Consider the following 17,282-nt stretch of genomic DNA (forward strand, 5'->3'; position numbering starts at 1 on the left):
ATAGATGTGCTATGAATTAGATAATTTTGAGTAACAAAGTTACAACAGGTTCAAATAAGTTAGAAAATTATAATGAAAACAATAAAACGATAAAAAATAGAACTCGTTGTATTTAGGTTAAAAAAGAAAAGAAAGTAAAATGGAATTAAATAAACACAGTCGTAGATTAACACAAGACGAATCGCAACCAGCTTCTCAAGCAATGTTATATGCCGTGGGCTTAACAGAAGAAGATATGAGTAAAGCTCAAGTTGGTATTGCAAGTACAGGATATGATGGAAATCCGTGTAATATGCACTTGAATAATCTGGCATCAGAAGTTAAAATTGAAACAAAAATTGCAGGTTTAGTCGGTTTAGGTTTTAATACAATTGGTGTTTCTGATGGAATTTCTATGGGAACTTCAGGAATGAATTATTCATTAGCATCAAGAGATGTTATTGCCGATTCTATTGAAATTGTAATGAACGCACAAAGTTACGATGCACTAGTTTCCGTAGTTGGTTGCGATAAAAATATGCCTGGTGCTGTTATTGCGATGTTACGTTTAAATCGTCCGTCAATTATGATGTACGGTGGAACAATCGCTTCTGGAAATTATAAAGGAAAAAAATTAAATATCGTATCGGCTTTTGAAGCTTTAGGGCAAAAAGTCGCAGGCGAAATTGACGAAGACGAATATAAAGAAATTATCAAAAGAGCGATTCCAGGTGCAGGAGCTTGTGGCGGAATGTACACCGCTAATACCATGGCTTCCGCAATTGAATGTATGGGGTTTTCATTGCCTTATAATTCTTCAATTCCTGCCGAAAATCCTAATAAATTATCCGAAGCAGAAAGAACCGCTTTGGCAATTAAAAATTTATTGATTTTAGATTTAAAACCTTTGGATATTATCTCTAAAAAATCAATAGAAAATGCTATTGCACTTGTAAATGCTTTAGGCGGATCAACCAATGCGGTATTGCACTTTTTAGCAATTGCACATGCTGCAGATATTGATTTTACGTTAGATGATTTTCAAAAAGTAAGTGATAGAACTCCTTTAATTGCTGATTTAAAACCTTCAGGAAAATATTTAATGGAAGATGTTCATTCAGTAGGAGGAACGCCTGCAATTATGAAATATTTGTTAGATAATGGCTATTTACATGGCGATTGTTTAACGGTAACAGGAAAAACTTTAGCCGAGAATTTAGCCGATGTTACGCCAATGGAATTTGAAGCACAAGATGTAATTCATCCAACAGATAAAGCCTTAAAAACATCAGGAAATATTCAAATAATTTATGGGAATTTAGCTAGCGAAGGAGCTGTCGCTAAAATTTCAGGAAACGAAGGCTTACTTTTTGAAGGAAAAGCAGTCGTATATGATGGTGAACAAGCCGCAAATACAGGAATATCAAATGGAGAAGTTGAAAAAGGAGATGTCGTAGTTATTCGATATGTTGGACCAAAAGGAGGACCAGGAATGCCAGAAATGTTAAAACCAACTTCACTTATTATGGGAGCAGGTTTAGGGAAATCGGTCGCTTTAATTACCGATGGTCGTTTCTCTGGAGGAACACACGGATTCGTAGTAGGACATATTACGCCTGAAGCACAATCTGGAGGAAATATTGCTTTACTGAAAACAGGTGATAAAATTAAAATTAGTGCCGAAGATAATACGATAAATGTTTTAATTTCAGAAGAAGAATTAGCAGAAAGAAGAAAACGTTGGGTTGCTCCTGCATTAAAACACAAAAAAGGAATTTTATATAAATACGCAAAAACAGTAGCATCAGCATCGAAAGGATGTGTTACCGATGCATTTTAATCGCTGAAATTATGAACACGAAAACCGAACTAACATCAACAATAGCTACTAAGGAAAAAGTACACATTTCTGGCGCAGAAGCTGTTGTAAAATGTTTACTTGAAGAAGGAGCAGATTTAATTTATGGATATCCTGGTGGCGCAATTATGCCAGTTTATGATGAATTGTACAAATACGAAGGCAAAATAAACCACGTATTAACACGTCATGAGCAAGGAGCAACACATGCTGCACAAGGATTTGCCAGAGCAACAGGTAAAGTAGGGGTTGCATTGGCAACTTCAGGACCTGGAGCTACCAATTTAATTACAGGTATTGCCGATGCACAAATAGATTCTACGCCAATGGTTTGCGTAACCGGGCAAGTAGCATCACATTTATTAGGATCGGATGCTTTTCAAGAAACCGATATTGTTGGTATTTCAACACCTGTAACCAAATGGAATTATCAAATTACAAAAGCTTCGGAAATTCCTGAAATTTTTGCAAAAGCATTTTATATCGCAAAATCTGGTCGTCCAGGACCTGTTTTAATTGATATTACTAAAGATGCACAGTTTGAAACTTTCGATTTTGAATACAAAAAATGTACATCAATACGTAGTTATAAAGCAAAACCAGACGTTGATTTAACACAAGTTAAAGCGGCTGCAGCATTAATCAACAAGGCTAAAAAACCTTTAGTTGTTTTTGGACAAGGTGTTATTTTAGGAGAAGCAGAACAAGAGTTTAAGGCTTTTATTGAAAAAGCAGATATTCCTTCAGCTTGGACAATTTTAGGGTTATCAGCATTGCCAACCGATCATCAACTAAATATTGGTATGGTTGGTATGCACGGAAATTATGCACCCAATGTTTTAACCAATGAATGCGATGTGTTAATTGCTGTCGGAATGCGTTTTGATGACCGCGTTACTGGTGATTTAAGTAAGTACGCCAAACAAGCAAAGGTTATTCATTTTGAAATAGATCCTGCCGAAATTGATAAAAATGTAAAAGCAGACGTACCTGTTTTAGGTGATGTTAAAGAAAGTTTAGCCGAAATTTTACCGTTAATCAACCAAAATAAACATACTGAATGGTTAGCAGAATTCACCAAATTAGAAGTCATCGAATATGATAAAGTAAAGAAAGAAGATTTATTTCCATCAAAAGATGGCTTAACTATGGCGGAGGTTCTAAAGGAAATAAATATCGCTTCTGGTGGCGATGCTATTATTGTTTCTGATGTTGGACAACACCAAATGTTTACCTGTCGTTATGCGAAATTTAATAAAACAAAAAGTAATATTACCTCTGGCGGATTAGGAACGATGGGCTTTGCGTTACCTGCTGCAATTGGAGCGAAAATGGGAGCACCCGAAAGAGAAGTTGTAATGATTGCTGGTGATGGTGGTTTTCAAATGACCATTCAAGAATTAGGAACTATTTTACAGAATAAAACAGCGGTGAAAATTGTCGTACTTAACAACGAATTTTTAGGAATGGTTCGTCAATGGCAACAATTATTTTTTGATAAAAGATACGCATCAACAGAAATGACAAATCCTGATTTTGTAGCAATCGCAAAAGGATATAGCATCGATGCAAAAAGAGTTACTAAAAGAGAAGATTTAGCAAGCACGGTTAAAGAAATGATGGCATCTAAAGACGCTTACTTCTTGGAAGTTTGTGTAGAAAAAGAAAATAATGTGTTTCCGATGATAGAAACAGGAGCATCAGTTTCAGATATAAGATTATCGTAAAATATCGTAATTATGGAAAACATGGAAAATAAACAAACATATACCGTTTCTGTTTATACAGAAAATAATGTAGGATTGTTGAATAGAATTTCAGGAATCTTTTTAAGAAGAAATATCAATATTGAAAGCATGAATATTTCTAAATCAGAAATAAAAAGTGTTTCAAGATTTACCCTATTAGTAAAAGTATCCGAAGAACAAATTAAAAAAATTATCGGGCAAATAGAAAAACAAGTAGAGGTAATTAAAGCGTATTATCATACGGATGAACATACGATTTATCAAGAATCTTGCTTGTTTAAATTAAGCTCTAAATCATTACTCGAAAATGATGAAATTCAAACAATTATAAATAGTAGTAAATCGAGAGTTATCAATATTAATAAAGATTTTTTTGTCCTTGAAAAATCAGGAACAAAAGAAGAAATTGAAGATTTATATCATACCTTAGATAAGCACGGAATTATGCAATTTGTTCGCTCAGGACGTATTGCAATTACCAAAGATGAAATGAAAATATCAAGCTTATTATCAGTAAATAATTAATCAGAAATAAGTAAAAAACAACAACACCAAACAACTATAAAAATGGCAACAAATTATTTCAATACATTATCATTAGCAGGAAAATTAGCACAATTAGCAAAATGTAGATTTATGAACGCTTCAGAATTTTCTGACGGCGTAAAAGCATTAGAAGGAAAAAAAGTAGTCATTATCGGTTGTGGAGCGCAAGGGTTAAATCAAGGTTTAAACATGAGAGATTCAGGTTTAGATGTTTCTTACGCATTACGTGCTGCAGCAATTCAAGAAAAAAGAGCGTCGTTTAAAAATGCCTCTGAAAATAATTTTAATGTTGATACTTTTGAAGCCTTAATTCCTACGGCTGATTTAGTCTTAAATTTAACGCCAGATAAACAACATACTAGCGTTGTAAATACGGTAATGCCTTTAATGAAAAAAGGAGCTACGTTATCATATTCTCACGGTTTTAATATCGTAGAAGAAGGAATGCAAATTCGTGAAGATTTAACAGTAATCATGGTCGCTCCAAAATGTCCTGGAACGGAAGTAAGAGAAGAATATAAAAGAGGGTTTGGTGTGCCAACTTTAATTGCAGTTCACCCAGAAAATGACCCTGAAAATAAAGGATGGGCACAAGCAAAAGCATACGCAGTAGCAACAGGCGGACATAAAGCAGGTGTTTTAGAATCGTCTTTCGTAGCTGAGGTAAAATCAGATTTAATGGGAGAACAAACCATTTTATGTGGAGTGTTACAAACAGCTTCTATTTTATCATTTGAAAGAATGATTGAAGAAGGAATTGAACCTACGTACGCATCTAAATTAATTCAATATGGTTGGGAAGTGATTACAGAAGCTTTAAAGCATGGAGGAATTACTAACATGATGGATCGTTTATCGAACCCTGCAAAAATTAAAGCTTTTGAAATTTCAGAAGAATTAAAAACAATCATGGAGCCATTGTTTATAAAGCATATGGACGATATCATGTCAGGTCATTTTTCTAAAACTATGATGGAAGATTGGGCAAATGATGATGTTAATTTATTGTCTTGGAGAGCTGAAACTGGTGAAACATCTTTCGAAAAAACACCTGCAACATCTGCAGAAATTAGTGAACAAGAATTTTTTGATTACGGTACGTTAATGGTCGCTTTTGTAAGAGCTGGTGTTGAATTAGCTTTTGATAATATGGTCGCTTCAGGAATTAAAGCAGAATCGGCATATTATGAATCGTTACACGAATTACCATTAATTGCAAACACAGTCGCTCGAAAAAAATTATACGAAATGAACCGTATTATTTCTGATACCGCAGAATATGGTTGTTATTTATTTGATCACGCAGCAAAACCTTTGTTAGTTGATTTTATGAAAACTGTTGATACCAATGTTATCGGTAAAGCGTTTAAAAATTCAGCGACAAATTCAAACGAAGTAGATAATTTAGCGTTAATCGCTGTAAATACGGCAATTCAAAATCACCCAATTGAGGCGATTGGTAAAACATTAAGAGCGTCAATGACTGCCATGAAAACAATAACTCAAGAAGAAGAAAAAGAAGCCGTAGTTTTTCATTAATATGCTAGTAAAAACAATCTATACTCCAACAATAAAAGCAGTAGAAGAGGCTGTAGCCACACTAAAAGGTGTGGCTATAGAAACTCCATTATTAAATAATTATATTTATTCAGAAAAATATAAAGCGAATATCTTCTTAAAAAGAGAAGATTTACAACAAGTTCGTTCGTATAAAATTAGAGGTGCTTACAATAAAATAAGCTCGATAACTCAAGCGCAACGAGCAAACGGAATTGTTTGTGCAAGTGCGGGAAATCATGCACAAGGTGTTGCTTTTGCGTGTAAAAAGCTTCAAATTCACGGTACAATTGTAATGCCCGCACCCACGCCAAAACAGAAAGTAGAACAAGTTAAAATGTTTGGAGGCGATTATGTTGATATTCAATTATCGGGCGATACTTTTGATGATGCTTATAAATATGCAAAAAACGTATGCGATACTTTAGGTAAAACATTTGTACATCCGTTTGATGATCAAAAAATAATTGAAGGACAGGCAACCGTAGGTTTAGAAATTATAAAGCAATCTAAAGAAATTATCGATTACGTATTTGTTCCCGTGGGCGGTGGTGGCTTGGCTTCTGGGGTGTCTAGTATTTTTAAATTATTGTCACCAACAACCAAAGTAATAGGCGTAGAACCAGCAGGAGCAGCGTCTATGAAAACATCTATCGAGGCAAATGAAAATGTTAAATTAGCTAAAATTGATAAATTTATTGACGGGGCAGCAGTCCAGCAAGTAGGGAAGTTAACTTTTGATATCTGTAAAGAAAATTTATACGATATGATAACCGTTCCTGAAGGAAAAGTGTGTCAAACAATTCTAGATTTATATAATAAAGAAGCGATTGTAGTAGAACCTGCAGGTGCTTTAACCATAACTGCTTTAGATTTTTTTGCTGAAGAAATTAAAGGAAAAAACGTTGTTTGTGTCATCAGTGGAAGCAATAATGATATTGCTAGAACTGCCGAAATTAAAGAACGTGCCTTATTATATAGCGAATTGAAACATTATTTTATTATTCGATTTCCGCAAAGAGCAGGCGCGTTAAAAGATTTTTTAATGGACGTTTTAGGCGAAAATGATGATATTACTTTTTTCGAATATTCCAAGAAATCAAGTAAAGAAAATGCACCAGCTGTCGTTGGAATTGAATTGGTGAAAAAAGAAGATTTAGCACCTTTAATCCAAAGAATGAAAGCGCTTAATTTTTATGGCGAATATTTAAACGATAAACCTAATTTATTTGAGTTTTTAGTATAAAATATATTTTTTATCAAAATATAAAACCGTAATTTCTTTGGCTTTTTTTAGATTCAAAACCTAAGTAAAAGTTTACAAGAAATTACGGTTTTTTCATTTTTTTTTCATTTTTGATAATTATTGTAACATCTGTTACAGTAATTTTTTGAGCTTTGAAGTATCTTTATAAAAATAAAACAAAAACAATAAAAAAGATAACAAAAACGAAATAACATGATAAAATACTTAAAATATTTTACCTTATTGACGCTCATTATTTTTGTCAATTGTAACGGGGGGAAACAATCCGAAAAAAAGCTAAAACAAAAAGCGAAACAAGAAATAAAACAAGAAGAAGTCGCAAAAATATCAGAAAAAGAAAATAGTAAAACGATAAAAGAACACGAAGGTAAAAAATTATTAGAAACAAAATGTTTTGTATGTCATAATATTTCAGCATCACATGAGGGAAGAATCGCACCGCCAATGATTGCCGTTAAAGCGCATTATATTCAAGAAAATACCAAAAAAGAAGATTTTATAGCGGAATTTACCAGTTTTGTAACAAATCCAACTGAAGAAAAAACCAAAATGCGTGGAGCTGTTAAAAAATTTGGCGTAATGCCAAAACAAGTTTTTGATAAAAAAGATATTGAAAAAATAGCAAATTATTTATTCGATTATAAAATAGCAGAACCTTCTTGGTTTCAAAAACATTGGAAAGAACGAAAAGGAACTTCCTATTTTAATGAAGGGAAAACAAGTTTTATCGAACATAAAACACACGAAAAATCAAAAGCTGAAATCGGTTTAAGCTACGCTTTAGGAACTAAAAAAGTGCTAGGGAAAAATTTAATGGGAACGATTCAGAAAAAAGGAACCCTATCGGCACTTAAATTTTGTAATGAAAAAGCCTACAAACTAACGGATAGCATGGCACTGAAATATAACGCCAAAATTAAACGAGTTTCTGATAAACCTAGAAATCCTAAAAATATCGCAAACGCAAAAGAATTGGAAATTCTAGAAAATTACAAAAAAATAGTTGCCAATAAACAAAAAATTACGCCACTATTAACAACAGAAAATCAGCAAACAACATTTTATTATCCGATTGTAACAAATGCGATGTGTCTGCAATGTCATGGAAAACCAAAAACGCAAATAGCTCCAGAAACACTAACAAAATTAGCTGATTTATATCCAAAGGATAAAGCCGTAAATTATGATATCAATCAAGTACGAGGAATTTGGAGCATCACTTATACAAATTAAAGCATCAATAATTAATGAATAATTTAACAACAATTTTAAAAGGAAAAACGCCTGTATTAATAGATTTTTATGCCGATTGGTGTCAGCCGTGTAAAATGATGACGCCTATTTTAAAAGAACTAAAAGATGATTTAGGAGAAAATATTATCATTTTAAAAATAAATGTCGATAAAAATACATCGATAGCTGAAAAATATCAAATTAAAGGCGTACCAACTTTTATGCTCTTTAAAAATAATAAAATGTTATGGCGACAATCGGGTTTACTTTATAAAAATGATTTAATTAATATTATAAAAGAATATCAAAATAATTAATTAAATTTTATTTAATTCTTCCAAAATAAGATGACACCCTTCCTTAATTTCATCATCAGAAATTGTTAAAGGCGGGGTAATTCTGATAGCACTTCCTTCAAAAAGTAACCAAAATAAAATCAAGCCTTTATCCAAACAATTCAAAATTATTTTTGAGGCAATTTCAGGCGATTCAACAATCAGAGCAAGCATTAAACCTCTTCCACGTATTTCTTTAATAGCTTTATGATTTTGAAAGAAATTTCTAATAATCGTTTCTTTTCTAAGCGTTTCTTGAATAAGATTTGACGATATAATTTCTTCAACAGTTGCTAAACCCGCACTCGCAATTACAGGATGTCCGCCAAAAGTAGTAATATGCCCTAATTTAGGATTTTCTTTTAAGCAATTCATCACTTCGAAAGACGCAATAAAAGCACCAATTGGCATTCCTCCGCCTAAACCTTTTCCTGTGATAATGATATCAGGAATAACATTATAATTTTCAAATCCCCAAAATTTCCCTGTACGTCCAACACCCGTTTGAATTTCATCTAAAATAAGCAATGCACCAACTTCTTCACAACGCTTTTTTACTTTTGATAAATAATTATTTTGAGGTTCGATAAAACCTGCACCACCTTGAATAGTTTCTAAAATAACACCTGCTGTTTTTGTCGTAATTTTTTCTAAATCGATTTCATTATTAAATTCGATAAATTTTACTCCAGGAATTAAAGGACGAAATGCACGGTTTTGTGCTTCCGCTCCGCAAACGCTCATTGCACCTTGCGTATTTCCGTGATACCCGTTTTTGCCTGCGATAATTTCCGACCTTCCTGTGAAGCGTTTTGCTAATTTTAACGCGCCTTCGGTGGCTTCTGTTCCTGAATTTACCAAATAAACCGATGCTAAATTTTCAGGTAACGTATTTGCCAAAGCCTTGCATAAATCCAATTGTGGTTGCTGAATAAACTCCCCGTAAACCATTACGTGCGTATAGGAATCAAGTTGTTTTTTTATGGCATTGGTAACTTTTGGATGATTATGACCTAAGCTATTTGCCGAAACTCCTGCCACGAAATCCAACATTTTTTTGCCCTTTTTATCGTAAATATAACTGCCTTTTGCGTGAGAAATTTCAATAGCTAAAGGATGTGGTGTTGTTTGTCCTTGATATTTTAAGAAATCGTTTTTCATTTTGATATTAATGCGTTTTGATAGAATTATTTAATTTCTTTTAAATATTGTTTTTTCGCTTTTTTCACGGCAGAATCATTTTTTTTGATACTCGAAATTGGAGTATTACTGTCTTTTTGTATGTCTTTTTTTATATTTTTATTGCTGATTTTATCTTTTTTGAAAATATCTTCAACAGTTAAAGGTTGTTCATCGCTACGCCAAATAAACCCTTTAAACTTTTTTTCTTCGGATGGAAATTTAGAAGGCGGAAATGTTTTTCCTTCAGATAATTTAAAATATTTAGTTTCTATAATTTCATTTTCGGCGAAGGTAAATTCAATATCGCTGGCAATTTCTTTGGTAACGGTTTCTAATTGTTGGCTTTTTTCGTTTCGATTATAATATAACGATTCGGCATTTCCTTTTACAAGCATTGTTTTTAACTTGTTTTCTTCAAATTTACCGTACATATTTCGTCCTTTTATTTGATTAAAATCATCTTTGGATAAAGAATCTTTTTGAATCATAAAAGCGTTTTGTAAGATTTTTAAAGAATCTAATTTATTGGTAATTTTATTAGTTTTTAACTGAATACTATCCCCTGTAATTTGATTTTCTCCAGACCAAATAATCGGATTTTTAAACATTCTGGTAAGTCCTGAAACTTGGCTTGTATGAATAGAATCACATTTCCCTTGCAAGTCTGATTTAAAAATTTTTACATTATTAAAAACTCGAATTATTCTGTTATTTGTTTTACCTGTTAATAAAATTTTATCACCTGCAACATACATCGAATCCTTATCAATAGCAGTAATAGCAACGGCTTTATCAATAATAAATAGCGAATCTTTCTTTTCATATAATTCGGCATAATTACCTTTGGTTACCATTTTTTGAACAGTGTCAATTACCTTAATATTATTGGTTGCCGAGGCAAAACCGTTTCGTTTATCATAATATAAACTATCAGCTAAAACGGTGCGTTCTTTTAAAAATAATTTGGCATTTTTCACAAAATAAGCAACAGAAGTATTGGTGTTATAAAAACCTTTTTCACAATAAATTTGAGTGCTATCTTTTAAATTTGTAATCGTACTTGCACCATATAAATAGGCTAAATTTGAATTGGTATAATAATCCAAATGATTAGATTCTAAAGTGTTTTGAGGATTTACAACCGTTACTTTTGATTTGGCAGTAAATTTTTTATCCTTTAAAAAATACGTTCCTCGGATACTTTTTAGTACATTTTTTTTATCACGAATTGTGCCTCCGTTAGGGTAATATAGTATCTGATTTTTACGGTCGAAATGAAGCGTATCGGTGCTTAATTTCATTTCTTTATCATTAATCTCAACGTTTCCCCAAGAGGTTGCTTTTTTTGAATTTCCATTATAAATCGCAAAATCACTGTATTGAATAATGCTATCACCTTGTTCAATAACAACTTCACCGATGGCTTTAAAAATGTTTTTATCTTTATAAAGTAAGGCTCTTTGACAATCTAAGGTTGCGCCTGCGTGCTGCATTTTTACCTTTCCGATAAGCAAGGTCGCTCCTGGGTATTTTTCTTGATCAGCAGTACTTATTTGTGTAGAAAGTATTTTGATTTTTTTTGCTTGAGAAAAAATACCCACTGAAAATCCAATGGAAAATAATAGAAAAGCTAAAAGAAATATTTTATTCAAAGTAAGAATTTTTAGATTGCAAAAATAATGAAAACATTACGGGCTATTTCTTAATAAATCAATAAAATTATTCTGATAAAAGTTTTTGATAAAAATATCTTCAAAAAATCTTTAAAAAAGAAGGCTTCGTTCTTTTTTAAAGCTAATTTTGTACAAGTTTAAAAATAAAAAAATATATAATTATGAGCGCCCATTTTGATTTATCTGTAGAAGAAATGAAATCCTATGGTTATAAAATAGTAGATTTAATTGCCGAACATTGGGATACGCTAAAAGATAAAAAACCAGTAACTTCGGCAACTCGTGAACAAATGGATGCATTATTTTTGGAAGAAGTTCCTGATAAAGGCATGAATCCAACAGAAGTCTTGGATTTTGTAATCGATAACGTAATACCAAATAGTACGGTTATTTCCCATCCAAAAGCCTATTCTTTTGTGCCTGGACCGAGTAATTTTATCAGCACGATGGCAGATAGTTTAGCGACAGGGTTCAATATTTTTTCAGGAGGATGGATGGTTTCTCCAGCAGCGGCGGAGTTAGAAATTGTAACGATGAATTGGCTACTAAAAATGTACGATTTCCCTGTTGAAAAAGGAGGAGGGATTTTTACAAGTGGTGGTTCGATGGCAAATTTAACAGCCTTGGTAACGGCAAGACGCATTAAATGTGGCGATGATTTTTCAAAAGCAATTATTTATTTATCAGATCAAGCACATTCCTCAAATATTAAAGCAATTCGGGTTTTAGGTTTTAAAAAAGAACAAATCCGTATTTTACCTACCGATATTGAATTTAAAATTAGTATCAATAAATTAAAAAATGCCATTGCAAAAGATAAGTTAGAAGGCTTACAACCCTTTTGTTTTATAGCATCCGCAGGAACAACAAATACAGGAACTGTTGATCCATTAAATGAAATTGCCGATATTTGTGAAGCTGAAAATTTATGGTTTCATATTGATGGAGCCTATGGTGGCGCTGCTATTTTATCTGAAAAAGGAGCAAAAGCATTGCGAGGAATAGAAAGAGCAGATTCGTTAACAGTTGACCCGCATAAATGGTTTTATCAACCTTATGAAATAGGCTGTTTATTAGTAAAAGATTCGTCTTGGTTAAGTGGAACTTTTAGCGAAAAACCTGAGTATTTACGTGATATTGAAGGAAATGAATCTGAAATTAATTTTTACGATTATGGAATTCAATTAACGCGTCGTTTTAGAGCCTTGAAGTTTTATATGTCGATAAAAACATACGGTTTAGATACTTTTAAGCAAGCCGTAACCTATAATATCGATTTAGCTGATACTGTTGAAAAAGTTTTACGAAAAAGTAGAGATTGGGAAATTGTTTCACCAGCTACTTTAGCGATTATTAATTTTAGATACAATCCGATTGGCGCAAATTTATCAGAAAAAGAAATCGATGCGTTAAATAATGAAATATCTAAAAAAATAATGGATTCTAAAGAAGCATTTTTGGTAACCACTATTTTAAATAAACAAGTTGTTTTAAGAATGTGTCTAATAAACCCAAAAACAACAATTGACCATGTAGAAGAAACATTAGCATTATGTCATCAATTTGGACAAGAGATTTTATCAAAGTAAAATTTTAATTAAAAAAGAAATAAACAGAAAAAAGCCTTCATTATTTTAAATAATGAAGGCTTTTTATTATAGTAAAAAACAGTTAATTATCTATTAATTGTTTGTTTTCTATCTGGTCCTACAGATACAACTGTTACAGGAACTCCTGTTTCTTTTTCGATAAAAGCAACGTAGTCTAGTAAATTTTTAGGTAATTGTTCAGCAGATGTCATTTTCGTTAAATCATCTTCCCAACCTTTAAATTCTGTGTAATTTACACTGATGTTTTCAGGTTCAATATTATAAGGAAAATGTGTAATTTCTTCGCCTTTGTAGTTGTAAGAAGTACAAATTTTTAAGGTGTCAAATCCAGAAAGAACATCTCCTTTCATCATCATTAACTTAGTAACTCCGTTTACATCAACTGCATATTTTAAAGCAACTAAATCTAACCATCCACATCTTCTTGCACGACCTGTGGTTGCTCCAAATTCATGACCAACTTTAGCCATTTCAGCACCATCTTCGTCAAATAATTCGGTAGGAAAAGGACCTGAACCAACACGGGTTGTATAGGCTTTGAATATTCCGAATACATCGCCAATTCTGTTAGGAGCAATTCCTAAACCAGTACAAGCACCAGCTGCTGTGGTGTTTGATGAAGTTACAAACGGATATGTTCCAAAGTCAATATCTAATAAAGAACCTTGCGCTCCTTCTGCTAAAATTGTTTTCCCAGCTTTAATTGCGCTGTTCAAATATTCTTCAGAATCTATAAATTGTAATGTTCTTAATTTTTCAATACCCAAGTCAAATTCAGCTTCTAATTCGTCTAAATCGTATTCTACTTGAACATCAAAAAAGCTAAGCATACTTAAATGCTTTTCAGTTAAAGCTCTGTACTTATCTTTCCAGTTATCCAATTCTAAGTCTCCAACACGCATTCCGTTTCTACCGGTTTTGTCCATATATGTTGGGCCAATTCCTTTTAATGTAGAACCAATTTTTGCTTTTCCTTTTGATGTTTCAGACGCTGCGTCTAATAATCTGTGGGTTGGTAATATTAGGTGTGCTTTTCTAGAAATTAATAATTTAGAAGTATAATCGATATTGTGTACGTCTAAATTTTCTAGTTCTTTTTTAAAGATAACAGGGTCAATTACGACTCCATTACCGACTACATTTAAAGCGGTTTTATGAAAAATTCCTGAAGGAATTGTGTGTAAAACGTGTTTGTTACCGTCAAAAATTAAGGTATGACCAGCATTTGGTCCTCCTTGAAATCTTGCAATAATATCGTAATCTCTTGTTAAAACATCTACGATTTTACCTTTTCCCTCGTCTCCCCATTGTAATCCGAGTAATAAATCTACTGCCATTTAGTATGTTATTAAGTGTATTTGTTGTGTTTGTTATTTTTTATTCTGATGCTTTAGCGTTTTTAACATCTTTTAGTTCTTTTGATGTTTTTTCTTTAGTTTCTTTTGATTTTCGCTTTGTTCCGTAAAAATAAAGCGAATGATTATGAATATCAATATCAAAAACGTCTTCTATTGTTTTTTTGATAACCTGTATTCTAGGATCACAAAATTCTTTTACTTCTCCAGAATCAGTCATAATTAAATGGTCATGATTTTTATCGAAATAACTTTTTTCATAGCGTGCCATTGACTGTCCATCAAACTGATGTTTACGAACTAATCCGCAGTCTAAGAGCAGGTCTATCGTATTGTAAAGCGTGGCTCTACTTACTCGATAGTTTTTATTTTTCATCTTAATATATAATGATTCTATATCAAAATGTTCTTCCGCAACATATATTTCTTGTAAAATAGCGTAACGCTCAGGAGTTTTACGATGTTTATTTTCTTCTAAAAAAGTCGTGAAAACTTTTTTTACAATTTCTTGATTTTCGATTGAATTACTCATTATAGTTTATAATTTTACGGACGGGCAAATTTACAGTTATTTATTGATAAAAAAAGAAGTATCTTAAAATGATATTTACAAATAGCTTACAATGTGTTTACACGTTCTATTTTTTGTATTCCGTCTATTTTTTTTAATTCAAAAATTATTTTGTTTAATTGGACTTTATTTTTAACACTTAACGAGAGTGTACCATCAAATATTCCGTGAGCTCCAGAGAAATTAATACTATGTATAAACACGTCCGTACTATTTGAGATTATACGTGTTATATTATTAATAATTCCATTATTATCAATTCCAGATAGGTTTAAAATTGCGGTAAAATCTTGTTTTGTAGAATCAATCCATTTGGCGGGCATAATTCTATATGCGTAATTAGATTGTAATGAAATAGCGTTCGGACAATTATTTTTATGTATTTTAATACCTTCATTAATTGTAGTGAAAGCAAAAACTTTATCACCAGGAATAGGCGTACAGCATTTGGCAAAGCTATAATCGAGTGTTTGTTCTTCTTTTCCAAAAACGAGTGCATCATATTTATGAGTAACTTCTTCTTTTTCTGAGATGTCATTATTAGAAGAATTTCTACGGAAAGTATTTTTGATAAATCCCATAATAAGTCCACTTCTTTGGGCAACAAATTCTTTTAATTGTTTGTTGTCGATAGCACCGTTACCGATTCTAAAAAACAAATCGAAGCTTGTTTTTAACCCAAAATAGTTGGCGAGTTCATTAATTATTTTTTCACCAGAACCTAATTTTAAATGGCGTAATTTTCGAAATAAGATGGCTTTTCCTTCTTCGGCGATAATTTTTTCTTCGGCTTTTAAGGCTGATTTTATTTTGGTACGTGCTCTTGCGGTTATCACAAAATCGAGCCAACGGACATTTGGTTTATTGTTGGCGGCTGTTTGTACTTCGACTTGATCACCGCTACGTAATGTGTGGCTCAGGGGAACTAATTTTCCGTTTACTTTAGCGCCACGGCATTTTAAACCGACATCGGTATGTACAGAAAAGGCAAAATCTAAGGCGGTTGCTCTTTTTGGTAATGATTTTAAATCTCCCTTTGGGGTAAAAACATATATTTCTTTGGCGTATAAATTAAGTTTGAAATCTTCTACAAAATCCACGGCATTTATGGTTTGATTCTCTAGTGTTTCTTTCAAACGATTTAGCCATCCGTCAAGTCCATTTTCTTGAATTTCTCCTTGTTTATATTTAAAGTGAGCGGCGTATCCTTTTTCGGCAATTTCGTCCATTCTTTCAGAGCGAACTTGTACTTCGACCCATTTGGCTTCTGGTCCCATAACGGTAATATGTAAGGCTTCGTAGCCTGTTGTTTTGGGTTGTGAAATCCAATCACGTAAACGGGCGGGATTTGGTTTGAAAAAGTCAGTAACGATAGAATATATTTTCCAAGCATCAAATTTTTCATCATCAGAAGTTGGTTCATAAATTATTCGAATGGCAAATTTATCGTATACTTCATCAAAGGTTACATTTTGTTTTTGCATTTTTCTTCTGATAGAGAAAATTGATTTAAAACGTCCTTTAATTTGATAGGTAAAACCTTCTTTATCTAAAGCTTCTTTTAAGACTCCAGTAAAGTTATCGATATATTTTTGTTGTTCTTCTTTGCTATCTTTTATCTTGATTAAGATATCATTATAAACTTCTGGTTCGGTATATTTTAAGCCTAAGTCTTCTAGTGCTGTTTTGATGTTAAACAATCCTAAACGATGGGCTAGAGGAGCATAAATATACAAGGTTTCGGAAGCGATTTTTACCTGTTTGTAGCCAGGCATTGCGTCCATGGTTTGCATATTGTGTAGGCGATCTGCGATTTTTATCAGAATAACTCGTACATCATCGTTTAATGTAAGAAGCATTTTTCTAAAATTTTCTGCCTGAATAGAATGGTCTTGTTCTTTTTTTAGGTTTGATATTTTGGTGAGTCCGCTAACAATTCTGGCGATATTTTCACCGAATAAACGTTCCATATCCTCTACAGTATATGGCGTATCTTCTACCACATCGTGTAGTAAAGCGGCGGCAATAGAGGTGGCTCCTAAACCAATTTCATCAGCTACAATTTTAGCAACTGCTATGGGATGAAAAATATAAGGTTCGCCTGTTTTTCTACGTTGATCAGAATGTGCTTCAACGGCTATTTCAAAAGCTTTACGTATCAGTTTTTTATCCTCTTCCGATAATGTTTGATACGTTCCTTTTAGTAAATTTTTATATCTGTGGGCTATTTCTTTATTTTCTTCTTCTATCGTTGCATTATAACTCATACGCTTAAATATTTGCTTATTTTTTATTTGCTATGTTTCATAATAAAAATAGGCTAAAGAATTTTATTGAGCAAGTTTTAGTAAACAAGTTTTATCAAGAA

At 32.4% G+C, this 17,282-nt stretch carries 13 protein-coding genes; 8 read left to right on the forward strand and 5 right to left on the reverse strand.

All coding sequences use genetic code 11. From position 1 onward, the window contains the following. Nucleotides 1-139: 139 nt before the first annotated feature. From ilvD to trxA, 7 genes are all read left to right on the forward strand, one after another. The gene (gene ilvD / locus L0U72_RS09015) at nt 140-1,819 is read left to right on the forward strand and encodes a dihydroxy-acid dehydratase (RefSeq protein WP_233897266.1); all 1,680 of its coding nucleotides are present in this window, start codon (nt 140-142) and stop codon (nt 1,817-1,819) included. A gap of 11 nt (nt 1,820-1,830) precedes the next feature. Continuing rightward, on the forward strand, nt 1,831-3,564 hold the full coding sequence (gene ilvB, locus L0U72_RS09020; RefSeq protein ID WP_233898937.1) for a biosynthetic-type acetolactate synthase large subunit: 1,734 nt from the start codon (nt 1,831-1,833) through the stop codon (nt 3,562-3,564). Between the two features lie 21 nt (nt 3,565-3,585). Next, nucleotides 3,586-4,110: an acetolactate synthase small subunit gene (gene ilvN, locus L0U72_RS09025; protein ID WP_101917594.1), complete on the forward strand. Its 525-nt coding sequence runs from the start codon at nt 3,586-3,588 to the stop codon at nt 4,108-4,110. A 42-nt stretch (nt 4,111-4,152) separates the two neighbouring features. Continuing rightward, nucleotides 4,153-5,670 carry a ketol-acid reductoisomerase gene (gene ilvC, locus L0U72_RS09030; RefSeq protein ID WP_233898938.1) on the forward strand — a complete coding sequence of 506 codons (1,518 nt, stop codon included), beginning with the start codon at nt 4,153-4,155 and terminating at the stop codon, nt 5,668-5,670. A gap of 1 nt (nt 5,671) precedes the next feature. Beyond that, nucleotides 5,672-6,934 (forward strand): threonine ammonia-lyase IlvA, encoded by a 1,263-nt coding sequence (ilvA, locus tag L0U72_RS09035; protein WP_233885186.1) that lies wholly within the window; start codon nt 5,672-5,674, stop codon nt 6,932-6,934. 213 nt (nt 6,935-7,147) lie between these two features. Further along, nucleotides 7,148-8,188, forward strand: coding sequence for a Tll0287-like domain-containing protein (locus tag L0U72_RS09040; RefSeq protein ID WP_193700157.1), 1,041 nt, complete (start codon nt 7,148-7,150; stop codon nt 8,186-8,188). 14 nt (nt 8,189-8,202) lie between these two features. After that, a complete protein-coding gene (gene trxA, locus L0U72_RS09045; RefSeq protein WP_101917478.1) occupies nt 8,203-8,505 on the forward strand; it encodes a thioredoxin in 303 nt (100 codons plus the stop codon). Here the strand turns inward: trxA and L0U72_RS09050 are convergent, their stop codons facing one another. After that, on the reverse strand, nt 8,506-9,684 hold the full coding sequence (locus L0U72_RS09050) for an aspartate aminotransferase family protein (RefSeq protein WP_233898939.1): 1,179 nt from the start codon (nt 9,682-9,684) through the stop codon (nt 8,506-8,508). Between the two features lie 26 nt (nt 9,685-9,710). After that, a complete protein-coding gene (locus L0U72_RS09055; RefSeq protein ID WP_233885191.1) occupies nt 9,711-11,357 on the reverse strand; it encodes an OstA-like protein in 1,647 nt (548 codons plus the stop codon). 182 nt (nt 11,358-11,539) lie between these two features. Between L0U72_RS09055 and L0U72_RS09060 the strand changes: the two genes are divergently transcribed. Then, nucleotides 11,540-12,967 carry a pyridoxal phosphate-dependent decarboxylase family protein gene (locus L0U72_RS09060; protein ID WP_233885197.1) on the forward strand — a complete coding sequence of 476 codons (1,428 nt, stop codon included), beginning with the start codon at nt 11,540-11,542 and terminating at the stop codon, nt 12,965-12,967. An 86-nt stretch (nt 12,968-13,053) separates the two neighbouring features. On the opposite strand, the gene L0U72_RS09065 is transcribed toward L0U72_RS09060, so the two are convergent. From L0U72_RS09065 to L0U72_RS09075, 3 genes are all read right to left on the reverse strand, one after another. Further along, nucleotides 13,054-14,325 (reverse strand): adenylosuccinate synthase, encoded by a 1,272-nt coding sequence (locus L0U72_RS09065; protein ID WP_101917418.1) that lies wholly within the window; start codon nt 14,323-14,325, stop codon nt 13,054-13,056. 40 nt (nt 14,326-14,365) lie between these two features. Continuing rightward, complete coding sequence (locus L0U72_RS09070) at nt 14,366-14,875, reverse strand: Fur family transcriptional regulator (RefSeq protein ID WP_233898940.1); 510 nt, start codon at nt 14,873-14,875, stop codon at nt 14,366-14,368. 86 nt (nt 14,876-14,961) lie between these two features. Further along, the gene (locus tag L0U72_RS09075; protein WP_101917417.1) at nt 14,962-17,181 is read right to left on the reverse strand and encodes a RelA/SpoT family protein; all 2,220 of its coding nucleotides are present in this window, start codon (nt 17,179-17,181) and stop codon (nt 14,962-14,964) included. Nucleotides 17,182-17,282: the final 101 nt, after the last annotated feature.

The organism is Tenacibaculum piscium, assembly GCF_021390755.1.
Classification (GTDB): Bacteria; Bacteroidota; Bacteroidia; order Flavobacteriales; family Flavobacteriaceae; genus Polaribacter; species Polaribacter piscius.